A 14090-nucleotide genomic window follows, 5' to 3' on the forward strand; every position below is an offset into this window, starting at 1 on the left:
CGGGCCTCAGCGGCCGGGGCGTGGCTCAGCGGCGCGTCAGCTCGGTCCCGCCGGCCAGCCGGGCCGCGCGGTCCGCCTCGGCCAGCGCGTCGAGCACCCCGTCCAGCTCGCCGGCCAGCGCCAGGTCGAGGTTGTACGCGGTGTAGCCGATCCGGTGATCGGTGATCCGGTTCTGCGGGAAGTTGTAGGTGCGGATCCGCTCCGAGCGGTCCACAGTGCGGACCTGCGCCTTGCGGGCGTCCGAGGCGGCCGCGTCGGCCTGCTCCTGCGCCGCCGCGAGCAGTCGGGCCCGCAGGATACGCATGGCCTGCTCCCGGTTCTGGAGCTGCGACTTCTCGTTCTGGCAGGACACCACGATCCCGGTCGGCACATGGGTGATCCGGACCGCCGAGTCGGTGGTGTTGACCGACTGGCCACCGGGCCCGGACGAACGGAACACGTCGATCCGCAGCTCGTTCGGGTCGATGGTGACGTCGACGTCCTCCGCCTCGGGCAGCACCAGCACGCCCGCCGCGCTGGTGTGGATCCGGCCCTGCGACTCGGTCACCGGGACGCGCTGCACCCGGTGCACGCCGCCCTCCCACTTGAGCCGGGACCAGACGCCGTTGCCGCCCTCCGGCACGCCCTTGGTCTTGATCGCCAGCGAGACGTCCTTCACGCCGCCGAGGTCGGAGTCCTGGGCGTCGATCACCTCGGTGACCCAGCCGCGCCGCTCGGCGTACCGGGTGTACATCCGCAGCAGGTCGCCGGCGAACAGCGCGGACTCCTCGCCGCCCTCGCCGGCCTTGATCTCGACGATCACGTCCTTGGCGTCGTGCGGATCGCGCGGGATGAGCAGCTCGGCGAGCCGTTCCTCCAACGCCGGCAGCGACGCCGCGATGGACTCCGCCTCGCCGGCGAACGCCGGGTCCTCGGCGGCCAGCTCCCGGGCCGCGCTCAGATCGGCGCGGGCCTGCTCCAGCTCACCGGCCGCCTTGTGCAGCGGGACCAGCTCGGCGTACCGCCGGCCGACCCGCCGGGCGACGCCCTGGTCGGTGTGCAGGGCCGGGTCGGCCAGCCGCTTCTCCAGCTCGGCATACTCGTCGAGGAGGGCGGCCAGGCGCTCACTGCTCATGCTGCGGATGCTCCTTCGGACGACACGACGAAAACCGACGCGAACGGACGAACGCCCGTGTCCGGCACGGGCCGGACACGGGCGTCGTCGACGGAGCTACTTGGCCTTCTTGGCCTGAACCTTGGCGTACTTCTGCTGGAACTTCGCGACCCGACCGGCGGTGTCCAGCACGCGCTGCTTACCGGTGTAGAACGGGTGGCAGGCGCTGCAGGTCTCGACGCTGATGGCGCCGCCCTTGGCGGTGCTGCGGGTCGTGAACGTGTTGCCGCAGGAGCAGCGGACCTCGGTGGTCACGTACTCCGGGTGGATGTTGGGCTTCATGTCGCCTCGGTCCTTTCGTGGGTGGTCGCCGGGTCGCCGTCGGGTCTGCCCCGTCGTGGTGACGGGCTCGGGCGTGAACCGGAACCGGTGGCCGATTGACCAGTGTGCCATGGGCTTCGGCCGGCCGGCACAGCAGGTCCGCCCGCCACAACGCCCGGCCACCCTCCCGCATTCCCCCGACCGGGGGACCTACGCGGCGGGGCGCGCCTGCGTCGCCGCGGTGGTGGCCACCGCCGCCTCGGCGCGTACGCCGTTGACGGTGACCGTGAGCAGGATCCGTGCGCCGGCCCGCAGCGCGGTGAGCTGCCCGGTCGACGGGTCGAACCGGGCTACGTGCCACGGGCGTACCCCGGCCGCGCCGCCGATGTGCAGATTGGGCGAGCCGGCCCAGTCGGCGCTCACCGGCGGCCCCACCGGCACCTTCCGGCCGCCGGGCTGGGTGAGCGTGGCCGGCACCGTGACCGGGGTTCCGAGGCGCACCTGGGCCGGCGCGTCCAGCGCGAGCCGGTCGACGTGGGCGTGCGTCTCGGCGACCACCCACTCCGGTCCCTCCGCGAGTGGGTCACGGCGGGCCCGCTCCGCCTCCCGCGCCGTGACCGGGTCCACCCCGAACTCGGTCCAGCCGGTGAAGCCGCCGAGCCCGGCCGGGGTGGACGGGTCCTTGCCCGCGTTCCCGTTGATCACGTACGGAACGCCGTCCACCCGGTCGGCGTGGAACGTGCCGACGTGCCCGTTGACCATCAACGCGCCCTTGCCGGTGCGGTGCTGGAAGTCGGCCAGCCACTGCTCGACGAGCGCGGCCTCCTTCCGGTCGCCGAGCTGGCTGGCCTTGGCGGGGCTCGGGTCGCGCGGCGGGTGGTGGAACAGCACCGCCACCGAGCCGACGGCGCGGTCGGCAGCCGCCTCGTCCAGCGTCCGGCGCAGTAGCTCCACCTGGTCGAAGCCGCCCCCGCGCAGCGAGCCGGTGGCCGTGCTCAGGGTGAGGAACCGGGTGCCCCGGTGGTCGAAGACGCGCTTGGTGTCCCCGAACACGCTGCGGAAGTTGTCGATCGGGGCGCCCATGATCTCGTGGTTGCCCGGCACGTAGTGGTAGGGCACCTCGCCGCCCAGCTCCTCGTCCAGGATCCGCTTGGCCAGCGCGAAGTCCGCCGGGTACGCGGTGTCCACGAAGTCGCCGTCGATGATCAGGAAGTCCGGCCGGGCGGCGCGGACCTCGCGCAGCGTACGGCGGGCCTGGGCGACCAGCTCGCTGTCCGGGTCGGCGGCGACGAACTGGGCGTCGGAGAGCACCGCGAAGCGCCAGGGCGCGCCGTCGACGGTGCCGTCACGCAGCACCACCCGGTCGGTGCGGTTCGGTTCCGGCGGGGCCTGCACGTCCGGCGGCACCCGGGCCACCAGGTCGTCGATGACCACCTCGCTGCGGTACTGCTTCGCCGGGTCGGTCTCGGCCACGTAGAACCGGCGCACCCGCACCGGGTACTGCACGCCGGGCGGCACCGCGAACTCGACGTACTTCCAACCGGTCCAGTCCAGGTACGGGCCGCGCAGCACGAACTGGGTGTCCTGCGCGTCGTGTAGGTGCAGGCTCGGCCACTCGCCGGTGCCGTTCGCCTTGATCCACATGCCGAACGCCTGCGGCTGGCCGGGCACGTCGATCCAGGCCGGCGGGTCGGCGTACGCGGCCCGGGTGCCGGTGGACTGGCTGAAGTCGTACGACATCTTCAGGCCGGCGCCGGTGTGCCCGTCCGCCGGGGCGACCGCGCCGGACGCGCGGGCCTGGCTGAACCGCCAGGACGCGGCGTCGTCGAAGCCGGCCACCGGCACGTCGGTCAGCCCGACCGTCACCGGCAGCACCGTGGTACGCGACCCGACCCGGGCGGTGACCAGCGCGGAGCCGGTCCCGCCGCGCGCCTCGACGGCCAGGTTGCCGTCCGCCGTGGGGGTGACGGCGAGCAGGTCGTGGTCGTACTCCAGCTTCAGGTCGGCCGGCTCGATCGGCGCGGTGTTGCCCTCGGCGTCGTAGCCGACCACGCCGAACAGGCCGGTGTCGCCGGCCCGGTCGAGGCCGACCCGGTCGACGGTGGCGTCGATCCGCGCCAGCGGGCCGAGCACGGTCAGGTCGAGCGTGCCCCGGGCCGGCCCGCGCGCGGCGGTGACGGTGCTCCGGCCGGGGCTGCCGGCCCGGAACACGCCGTCGCCGTCCACCCGGCCGTGGGTGGCGCGCCAGCGCGGCTCGCCGACCGCCGGCCCGTACGTCTCGTCGTGGCCGGCGGCGGTGAGCCGGCGGGTGAGGCCCGGGAAGACCCGGTCCGGCCGGCCGCCCCGGACCGGGGCGACGCCCGGCGCGGCGGTCGGGTCGCTCGCGGTCTCCAGCCAGTACCCGGTGAGTCGGCCGCTGCCCTTCGGCGCGTAGACGGCCAGCCCGTTCGGCACCGGCCGCTCACTGCCGTCGGAGGGGCTGTTCTCCACCTGGACCGCCGCCGCGCCGGGCTCCCGGGCCAGCAGTGTGGAGGAGCCGCCGCCGTCGAGGTTGAGCGCGTTCGCGGCCCCCAGCTCGACCATCATCCGGCCCATCTCGGTCTGGGTGACGCCGCGACTGTCGACCTGCCGGCCGTCCACCGTCAGCATGATCATCCGGCGTCCGTCGGCGGAGAAGCCGACCGACGTACGCGGAGCCAGCGACTGGTCGGCGATGCTCTGCACCACACCGTCCCGGACCAGCACGTTCCCGCCGCCCACGGCGGCGCGCAGGTCGCCGCCGTCGGAGGCGCGCGGACGCCAGGACAGGTCCACCGCGTCGCCGGGACGCAACGCGGCGAGCGCGTCCGCCCCGGCCTCCCGGCCGAGCAGCACCGTGCTGCCGGCCGGGATCGGCCCCTCCCCCGCCGTGGTGGCGACCGCGGCGACCCGCCCGCCGGTCACCGTCACCTCGACCACCCGCGCCGCGCCGTCGACCGCACGCTGCCGGGGGTACGCGCCCCAGAGCGGCGTGAACACGCCCACGCCGTCGCGCTGCACCATGTTGTTGAACTGGGTCAGCGGCACCGGGCCGGCGGGCAGCGCGGCGCTGCCCTCGAAGCCGACCTCGACCACCCGGCCGATACCGCCGGCGCCGATCCCGACCGCGTTGGGGTGCCCGGCGACCGGCGACTGCACCAGCTCACCGGCACGGATGCCGACACCCTGGGCGGCGCCGGAGTTGTTGATGTCGAAGAAGTCCCCGTTGACGGCCGCCACGGCGCGGGACCGGTCCACCGCCGCCCGCAGCGGTTCGTCCCGGGTGACCGCGCCGGAGTTGACGTAGTCCACGGTCAACCCGCCGGACAGGTCGGCGGTGAGCGCGTCGGCGCGCAGCCAGCCGGCGGCGTCGTACCGGTCGAAGGAGGTCAGGTCGAGTCCGGGCGCGACCGGCCGGGTGGTCTTCGCGGTCTCCAGGCCGCCGGCGGGTTCCACCGCGGCCAGCGCGACCGCCGACTCGGGCCGGGAGGAGGCCGCCGGCGCGTCCTCGGCCGCCGTGGCCGTGGCCGCCGTGGTCAGCGGGGTGGCCGCCGGGGCCGGCGACACCGGAGCGGTGAGGGTGAGCAGCGGCGTCAGCAGCAGGACGCCGGCGGAACGGAGGGATCGACTGCGCAATCGCATGGCCGACAGTCAACCCGACCGTGAATAGAAGTTTCAATACCTCCCGACTTAACCGTAGAAAAACTTCACGCTCGGGGAGCCGGTACGCGAACGAGGGGCACGGCCGTCGGCCGTGCCCCTCGTCGTCGGTCGGTCAGCTCACTCCCCCGGAGTGGACTTCGCGATCTGCATCAGGAACTCGATGTTGGTGCGGGACTGCTTGAGCCGGTCCAGCAGGAGATCGAGCGCCGCCTGCGAGTCCAGCGAGTGCAGCACCTTGCGGAGCTTGTGGATGATCGCCAACTCCTCCGGCGCGAGCAGGACCTCTTCCTTCCGCGTGCCGGTGGGGTTGATGTCGATCGCCGGGAAGACGCGCTTGTCGGCGATCTTCCGGTCCAGCTTCAGCTCGGCGTTGCCGGTGCCCTTGAACTCCTCGAAGATGACCGTGTCCGCCATCGAACCGGTCTCCACCAGCGCCGTGGCGATGATGGTCAGCGAGCCGCCGTTCTCGATGTTGCGCGCGGCGCCGAGGAAGCGCTTCGGCGGGTACAGCGCGGTGGAGTCGATACCACCCGACATGATCCGGCCGCTGGCCGGCGCCGCCAGGTTGTACGACCGGCCCAGCCGGGTCACCGAGTCGAGGAGCACGACCACGTCGTGCCCCAGCTCGACCAGCCGCTTCGCCCGCTCGATCGCCAGCTCGGCCACCGTGGTGTGGTCCTGCGGCGGCCGGTCGAACGTGGCCGCGATGACCTCGCCCTTGATCGACCGCTGCATGTCGGTGACCTCTTCGGGCCGCTCGTCCACCAGCACCACCATCAGGTGGCACTCCGGGTTGTTACGGGTGATCGCGTTCGCGATCGCCTGCAACACCATCGTCTTGCCCGCCTTGGGCGGCGACTGGATGAGCGCACGCTGACCCTTGCCGATCGGCATCACCAGGTCGATGACCCGGGTGGTCAGGATGTGCGGCTCGGTCTCCAGGCGCAGCCGCTCCTGCGGGTAGAGCGGAGTGAGCTTGTAGAACTCCGGCCGGCGCTTCGCCTCGTCCGGCTCCATCCCGTTGATGGTGTCCAGCCGGACCAGCGGGTTGTACTTGTCGCGCCGCTGCTCGCCGTCGCGCGCGGCACGCACCGCGCCGGTGATGGCGTCACCGCGTCGCAGGCCGTACTTCTTGATCTGCGACATCGAGACGTACACGTCGTTCGGGCCGGCCAGGTAGCCGGTGGTCCGGACGAAGGCGTAGTTGTCGAGCACGTCGATGATGCCGGCCACCGGCACGAGCACGTCGTCCTCGCCGACCTGCGGCTCGCGGCCACCGCCGGCGCTGCCTTCGCTCTCGCCCCGCTCGCCGCGGCCACGCCGACGGTCACGGAACCGGCTGCGCCGGCCCCGCCGGCCGCCGTTCTCGTCGTCGTCGCCGTCGTTGTCCCGCTCGGCGCGCTGACCCCGGTCGTTACGGTCACCGCGGTCGTTGCGGTCACCCCGGTCGTTGCGGTCACCCCGGTCGTTACGGTCGCTCCGCTCGGCACGCTCGCCCCGGTCGTTGCGCTCGCCCCGCTCGGCACGGTCGGTGCGCTCGTCACGGTCGCCCCGCTCGGCACGCTCGCCGCGGTCGGCACGCTCGCCCCGCTCGGCGCGATTGCCCCGGTCGGCACGCTCGTTACGGTCGGCCCGCTCGCGGCCCCGGCCGTCGTTGCGCTCAGCACGCTCGGCCCGCTCACCGCCCTGGTCACCCCGGTCGCCGGCCTGCTCCGCCCGGTCAGCGCCGCGCTCCGCACGGTCGCTACCGCGCTCGGCACGGTCGCCACCGCGCTCGGCCCGGTCGCTCCCGCGCTCGGCCCGGTCGCCGGTCTCGGCGGGAGCCTCCTCGGCGCGCGTCTCGGCCGGCCGCGCCTCGGCGGTCACGGCGGAAGACCGGCTGCGGCGACCCCGGGTACGACCCTCGGTCACCTCGGCGGCCGGCGCCTGCTCGGCGGGGCGACGCTCGGCCTCGGCCCGCTCCTCGCGAACCTCGGCGTGCACCTCCTCGCGGGCGGGAGCGGCCGCGGCCGCGACCTCGGCCCGCGGTCGAGGGGTTCCGGCGGCGGCGCCGCCCTGCTGCCGCTCGGTGATCGCACTGATCAGCTCGCCCTTGCGCATGCGAGCCGTACCAGAGATGCCGAGCGACGCGGCCAGGCTCTGGAGCTCCGGCAGCAGCATCGCCGACAGGCCGGTACCGCTACGCCGACGACGGGTGGGGGCGGCGGTGGTGGCATCGCCAGCGACGTTGGAAACATCCGACGTCACGTCGGTGGTGTCGCTCAATGGATTCCTTCCCTCGATAGGCCGGGGCTGCCCGGAGTCGTGGAACCAGGTGGCCGGGCGGCCTCGGTGCACCCGCCTCGCATGGACGCGTCGCGGGAGTCTGTGACACAGCAGCCGGTCGGTCTCCCGACTCACCACCATCGGTGAGCAGGTCTCGCCGTCTGCGGCGACCTGTGGAAACTGCGGTGCGGCGTGGGCCTTGGGCAGGGGTGACGGGCTTACCGCCGAGAGCTTCGGGGGTGCGCCGAACCGCAGGAAGATCGCATGCTTCGCGGCTGTGCTGGTCTAGAGCGTAATCAACTCTTCCGACCTGCGGCAACAGGGTCCCGCTCGGCGTGTCAAAGTCTACCCCGGGAAACCCGGGCCCCGCTGACATCTATCGGCAACTCCCAGCAGCGCCAATCTGTTCCCGCGTCGAATCCCGCCGGCACCTCGGAGAGCGCCAGCACGGTCGGGCCGGCCCCACTGACCACAGCCGCCACACCCGCCGCACGCAACGCGCCGACCAGCGCCGCCGTGGCCGGCATGCCCGGGGCGCGCTGCTCCTGGTGGAGGCGGTCGACGGTGGCCGGCAGCAGCAGCGTCGGGTCGGTGGTCAGCGCGTGCACCAGCAGCGCCGCCCGGCCCGCGTTCAAGGCCGCGTCCGCGTGCGGCACGGTGGCCGGCAGGGCGGCCCGGGCCTCCGCCGTCAGACCCCGCTCGGCGGGCACGAAGACGGTCGGGCGGACGGCCGGCGCCGTCGGCAGCGAGACCGCCCGGGCGCCGGTCGGTTCCGTCCAGGCGATCGTGAAGCCGCCGAGCAGGCACGGCGCGACATTGTCCGGATGGCCCTCCAGCTCCGCCGCCAGCCGCAGCACGGCGTCGTCGTCCAGCCGCTGCCCGCCGTCGGCGACCAGCGCGCGGGCCGCCAGCACGCCGGCCACGATGGCCGCCGAGGACGAGCCGAGACCGCGGGCCTGCGGGATCCGGTTGACGCAGGCCAGCGCCAGGCCGGCGGGCTGCGCGCCGAGCACGTCGAAGGCGGCCCGCATCGCCGTGACGACCAGGTGCCGCTCGTCCGCCGGGAGGTCGCCGGCGCCCTCACCGGTGACGGTCACCCGCACGCCGCCGTCGGTCACCTCGGCCGTGACCTCGTCGTGCCGGCCGAGGGCCAGCCCGAGCGCGTCGAAACCGGGCCCGAGGTTGGCGCTGGTCGCGGGCACCCGGACCCGGACCGGAGCGGGGGTGAAAGTCGTCGGCACGGGCTCATGCTAGGACGTGGCCCCGACAACCCGCCGGGCCGCCCGGCGCGTGGGCACCCCTCAACCGGCCCGCACCGGCGCCTGCACCGGGTCGGTGAGGGAGAGACGCCGGGTGGCGAACCGCCAGCCGATCGCGTAGACGACGGTGACCAGACCGCAGCCGGCCAGCACCGAACGCTCGTCCACCCGGTCCACCACCAGCGCCACCACGAGCTGGCTGATCGCGATGGCGAGCGTCGCCAGCATCATGTCGGTCGCGAAGACCCGGCCGCGCAGCCGGTCCGGCACCTCGCCCTGGAGCGCGTAGTTGGACAGCACCCAGTTGCTGCCGCCACCCAGGTGCGCCAGGAAGACCAGGACCAGCACCAGCGGGAACCAGGACACCGCCGAGGCACCGAGGTAGGCCAGGCCGTACATCGACATGGACAGCGCCAGGCCGGTCAGCAGCCAGGCCCGGTTGGCGAGCACCCGCCGCATCAGGATCGGACCGACCAGCGCCCCGGCGCCCCGGGCGGCGAAGAGCAGGCCGGCGCCGGCCGGACCGACGCCGTACACGGCGGCGAGCAGCGGGAAGACGGTCAGCACCCCGTTGCCCAGGCCGACCGCCGACTTGACCGTGACCAGGGCGAGCACGCGCGGCCGGTGGGCGATGTAGGCGAGCGCCTCGCGGATCGCCGCCCAGGTGCGCGGCACGGTCGCGGCCGGATCCCGGGGCGCCTGCAGGGGCCGGCGGATCATCGCGGCCAGTCCCACCGCCCCGGCCAGGCCCGCCGCGGCCACCCAGAAGCTGGCGTACGGGCCGGCGGCGGCGCTCAGGATGCCGCCGAGCGACGCGCCGACCACCGTCATCGTGCCCCAGGCCGAGCCGGCGACCGCGTTCGCCGCCGCCAGGTCCGCCGGGTCGACCACGTTGGGCAGCGCGGCCTGCGCGGCGGGTGAGTAGAACGCCTTCGCCACCGCGACGATCGCGATCGCCGCCAGCGCCAGCCACGCCGTCCCGGCGCTGCGCACGCCGAGCAGCAGCAGGATGCCGGCGAGCGCGGCCACGTTCGCCGCCATCATGACCTTGCGGCGGTCGAGCCGGTCGGCGACGGTGCCGGCGTACGGGAGCAGCAACGCGGTGGTGCCGGTGTCCACGGCCAGCACCAGCGCGCCCCAGACCCCGCTGCCGGTCAGTTCCGGCAGGAGCACCAGCAGCGGCACCATGACGAACCAGTCGGCGCCGAAGACCACCAGCTCGGCGAGGAAGAGGTTGCGGAAGTCGCGGTTGCGGACGAGGACCGAGAGGGTGGGTGACACGCCGGCACCCTATCGGGCCGCACCCGGGCCGGCAGCACGGCTCAGCAGGTCGGATACGGTCACGAAGGTGTAGCCCCGGGCCCGCAAGCCGGTGATCATGTCGGGCAGGCCCGCAAGCGCGACCAGACGCCGCTCGTCGCCGACGTCGTGGCCGAGCACGATGGTGCCGGGCCGGACGTCGCCGACGATCCGCCGGGCGTGCCCGGCCGGGTCGTGCGGGAACTCGCGCTCGACCATCTGCAACGACCAGAGCACCAGGCGGTAGTCCAGCCGGGCCGCCGCGTGCAGCACCGCGCCACCGAGGTGGCCCCAGGGCGGGCGGAGCAACCGGGGAGCGAGCCCGGTGGCCGACGTGATGGCGTCGTGGCTGCGGCGCAGGTCGTCGTGGACCGCGGCGGGGTCCATCCGGGCGAGGTCGTGGTGCGCCCAACTGTGGTTGCCCACCTCGTGTCCGTCCAGCCGGCCCCGCACGAGGGCGGCGTGCCGGCGGGCCCGCTCGCCGACCAGGAAGAACGTCGCCGGGACCCGGTGCTCGGCCAGGATGTCGAGCACCATCGGGGTCCACTGTGGCCGGGGGCCGTCGTCGAAGGTCAGCGCCACCAGCGGCGTGCCGACGGGGACGTCCCAGACCACCCGCACGTCACCGGCGCCGACGTCCTGTCGACGGTTGCCCGCGGTGGTGCTGGCCGGACCGTCGCCCAGCCGGGATCGCCGATCGGTCACCCGGGCGGCCTCCAGCGTGGCGGCGGACCCGAACGCGGCGCCACCGAGGAGCAGCGCGGAGCGGCTCAACAACGCCCGCCGGCGCCAACGGCCCGCCCCGTCCGCCATCGCACCTCGCACCTTCGGTAGGCACCAGTTCACCGAGGGTACCCGGAGCATGCCCCGGCGTCGATGGGTCGGTGGGGCTCCCGCCGGGCGGGAGCCCCACCTGCCTCACTCCTCCGGCGGGAGGGGGGAACGCTGGCTCTTCGGCAGGCGCAACACCTCGAACTGGTCCGTACCGTCGACCAGCGCGCCCGACGGCCGGGCCGGTGGCGCGGCGACCGGGCCCGCCGACTCCGCCGGCGCCGCACCGGCGCCGACGGTCACCGGAGCCGGGGTGTCGGGACCCTCGGCCGGCTCGGCCGGCTCCGGGGCACGCCGACGGCGGGCCCGGAACGAACCCTTGGTGTGCTCCACCATCGTGTAGAGCGTCGGTACCAGGACCAGCGTCAACAGCGTCGAGCTGAGCAGACCGCCGATCACCACGATCGCCAGCGGCTTGGAGATGAACCCGCCCTCACCGGTGAGCCCGAACGCCATCGGCAGCAGCGCGAACACGGTGGCGACCGCGGTCATCAGGATCGGCCGCAACCGGCGCCGGCCGCCCTCGACCACCGCCTCGGTCACGCCCATGCCCTGCGCCCGGTACTGGTTGATCAGGTCGAGCAGCACGATCGCGTTGGTCACCACGATGCCGACCAGCATGAGCACGCCGATCAGCGCCGGCACGCCCAACGGCGTCCCGGTGGCCAGCAGCAGCGCGATCGCCCCGGTCGCCGCGAACGGCACCGAGATCAGCAGGATCAACGCCTGGGTCAGGCTACGGAACGTGCCCACCATGATCAGGAACACGATCGCGATGGCCGCCAGCACGGCCAGGCCGAGGTCCGCGAACGCGTCCGCCTGGTCGGCGCTCACCCCGCCGATGACGTACGTGGCACCCGGCACGTCGAGCGCGTCCAGCTTCTTCTGCAACTCCTGCGTGGTGGCACCGAGGTTCGAGCCGGTGGCCGTGCCGGTGACCGAGACGCTCCGCTCACCGTCGATCCGGGTCACCTGCTGCGGCCCGTCCACCTGGTTGACGTCGGCGATCGCGTCCAACGTCACCGGGCCCACCCGCAACGCCCGCAGCTCGGCCACGCTCACCGGCGGTCGGGCCCCGGTGCTGAGCACCACGTTCTGCGCCGTGCCGTCCAGCGTGACCTGCCCCAGCGGCGCCCCCCGGTACGTCTGCGCGACGAGCTGCCCGACGGCCGCCTCGGTCAGACCCGCGCGGGCCGCGGCGACCCGGTCCACGGTCACCTCGACCCGGGGCACCCGGGTGGCCAGGCCGGTGGTGACGTCCTCCACCCCGGCGGTGCCGGCCATCGCGGCCCGGACCTCCTCCGCCGCCCGGGTCAACGCCTCCTGGTCGGTGGCCTGCACCACCACCTCGACCTGGTTGGCCGAGGCGTTCTGCCCCCCGCCGAACGTCAACTCGCCGACCTCCGGGCCGAGCGCGTCGAACTCCTTGCGCAGCACCTCCCGCACCGCCTTGGCGTCGGTGTCGTCGGAGAGCGCCAGCGACCAGGAGGCCTGGTCACTGCCACCGCCGGCCCACGGGTTGTCCCCACCGCCGGCGCTGACCTGGTAGGTCTCCACCCCCGGCGTACGCTTCAGCACCTCCTCGACCCGGGCCGCGGCCCGGTCGGTGCCGGCGAGCCCGGTGCCGGCCGGCATCTCCTGCCGGATGGCCAGGGTGTCCTGACCGGAGTCGTCCAGGAAGTTCGTGTCCAGCTTCTGCGCCAGGCCGAACGTGCCCAGCAGCACCAGCAGCCCGGCCGCCACCGTGGCCCACCGGGTCTTCCGGGAACGGGTGGCGAAGCCGATCACCGGCAGGTACGCCCGCTGCAACGGGTTACGCAGCTCCTTCTCCTCGGCGGCCCGCCGGGCGGCGGCGTCATCGGCCCGGCCGCGCGGCCGGAGGAACCAGTACGCCAGCACCGGGATCACGGTCAGCGACACCAGCAGCGAGGCGAGCAGAGCCACCGTCACGGTGATCGCGAACGGCGCGAAGAGCTGCCCGACGAAGCCGCCGACCAGGGCGATCGGCGCGAACACGGCGACCGTGGTGAGCGTGGAGGCGGTCACCGCACCGGCCACCTCACGGACCGCGGCCAGGATGGCGTCCCGCTTCTCCTCGCCGTACTCCAGATGCCGTTTGATGTTCTCCAACACCACGATGGAGTCGTCGACCACCCGCCCCACGGCGATGGTCAGCGCGCCGAGGGTCAGCAGGTTCAGCGAGTAGTCGCCGGACCAGAGCACGATCAGCGCGACCAGCACCGACAGCGGGATGGAGACCGCGGTGACCAGCGTGGAGCGGATCGAGAGCAGGAAGACCAGGATCACCACCACCGCCATCACCAGGCCGAGCAGGCCCTCGGTGGTGAGGCTCTCGATGGACCGCTCGACGAACGGGGCCTGGTCGAAGACCACGGTCAGCTCGGCGCCGGAGGCGGCCTTCAGGTCGTCCAGCCGGTCGCGGATGTCGTGCGAGATGCCGACCGCGTTGCCGTCCGGGCTGGCGGTGACCGCGATGCCGAGGCTCGGCTTGCCGTTGGTGCGGGTGAACGACGTCGCCGGCGCGAGCTGCTGCTCCACCCGGGCCACGTCGCCGAGGCGTACCGGAGCGGCGGGGGCGGTGGTGAGCACGATGCCGCGCAGCTCGTCCAGGGCCCGGATCGGCGTGCCGACCTGCACCGGCAGCGACCGGTCGCCGTCGGCCAGCGCGCCGGCCGGCACCGCCACCCCGTTGGTCTTCAACGCCTGCGCCACGGCCGTCGGCGCCACCTTGGCGGCGGCCAGCTTCGCCGGGTCGGGCGTGATCGTGACCACCTGGTCCCGGGCGCCGGTGATGTCCACCGTGCGGACCCCGTCCAGCCCTTCCAGCTCCGGGACGACGGCCGTACGCAGCTTCTCGGCCAGCGCCCGCTCGTCGCCGTCACCGGTCGCGGCGACCACCACGGCGGGCAGGTCGTCCGTGCTGCCGGCGATCACCTGCGGGTCGACGCCCTCCGGGAGCTGGGCGCGGTTGATCGCGGTCTCCATCTTGTTGACCACGTCGTCCAGGTCGGTGCCGAACTCGTACTCAACCTGGACGGTGACCGCGCCTTCCCGGGAGGTCGAGGTGACCTTGTCCAGCCCCGGAATGCCCTGGAGGCTGTTTTCGATCGGCTCGGCGACCTGGGACTCGACGATCTCCGGCGCCGCGCCCGGGTACGTCGCCACGATGAACGCGGCGGGAAACTCCAGCGACGGCAGTAGCTGCTGTTTCAGCGACGGCACGGCGAACGCCCCGAACGCCGTGGTCACCAACGCGATCAAGGCGATCAGGCCCCGGTTGGCGAGACTGAATCTGGCGAGCAGCGACATGGGCGTTACTC

The 14090-nt window shown here is 73.8% G+C and carries 8 protein-coding genes; all 8 read right to left on the reverse strand.

The annotated features are described in order from the left end of the window. Positions 1 to 25: 25 nt before the first annotated feature. The 8 genes from prfA to B1205_RS07795 all read right to left on the reverse strand — a co-directional run bounded on the left by prfA (position 26) and on the right by B1205_RS07795 (position 14079). Positions 26 to 1114 carry a peptide chain release factor 1 gene (prfA, locus tag B1205_RS07760; protein ID WP_089155004.1) on the reverse strand — a complete coding sequence of 363 codons (1089 nt, stop codon included), beginning with the start codon at positions 1112 to 1114 and terminating at the stop codon, positions 26 to 28. A 96-nt stretch (positions 1115 to 1210) separates the two neighbouring features. Beyond that, positions 1211 to 1435 carry a 50S ribosomal protein L31 gene (gene rpmE / locus B1205_RS07765; RefSeq protein WP_013288272.1) on the reverse strand — a complete coding sequence of 75 codons (225 nt, stop codon included), beginning with the start codon at positions 1433 to 1435 and terminating at the stop codon, positions 1211 to 1213. A gap of 189 nt (positions 1436 to 1624) precedes the next feature. Further along, the gene (locus B1205_RS07770; RefSeq protein WP_089155005.1) at positions 1625 to 5074 is read right to left on the reverse strand and encodes a phosphodiester glycosidase family protein; all 3450 of its coding nucleotides are present in this window, start codon (positions 5072 to 5074) and stop codon (positions 1625 to 1627) included. Between the two features lie 138 nt (positions 5075 to 5212). Further along, a complete protein-coding gene (rho, locus tag B1205_RS07775) occupies positions 5213 to 7360 on the reverse strand; it encodes a transcription termination factor Rho (protein WP_089155006.1) in 2148 nt (715 codons plus the stop codon). A 338-nt stretch (positions 7361 to 7698) separates the two neighbouring features. Beyond that, positions 7699 to 8601 carry a homoserine kinase gene (gene thrB, locus B1205_RS07780; protein ID WP_089155007.1) on the reverse strand — a complete coding sequence of 301 codons (903 nt, stop codon included), beginning with the start codon at positions 8599 to 8601 and terminating at the stop codon, positions 7699 to 7701. Between the two features lie 60 nt (positions 8602 to 8661). Then, complete coding sequence (locus B1205_RS07785; protein WP_089155008.1) at positions 8662 to 9900, reverse strand: MFS transporter; 1239 nt, start codon at positions 9898 to 9900, stop codon at positions 8662 to 8664. Between the two features lie 9 nt (positions 9901 to 9909). After that, entirely contained in the window at positions 9910 to 10731 is an 822-nt protein-coding gene (locus tag B1205_RS07790) for a polysaccharide deacetylase family protein (protein WP_089155009.1), read from the reverse strand. Between the two features lie 105 nt (positions 10732 to 10836). Further along, a complete protein-coding gene (locus tag B1205_RS07795; RefSeq protein WP_089155010.1) occupies positions 10837 to 14079 on the reverse strand; it encodes an efflux RND transporter permease subunit in 3243 nt (1080 codons plus the stop codon). Positions 14080 to 14090 lie beyond the last annotated feature (11 nt).

This window comes from Micromonospora sp. NBS 11-29 (assembly GCF_002140155.1).
GTDB lineage: Bacteria > Actinomycetota > Actinomycetes > Mycobacteriales > Micromonosporaceae > Micromonospora.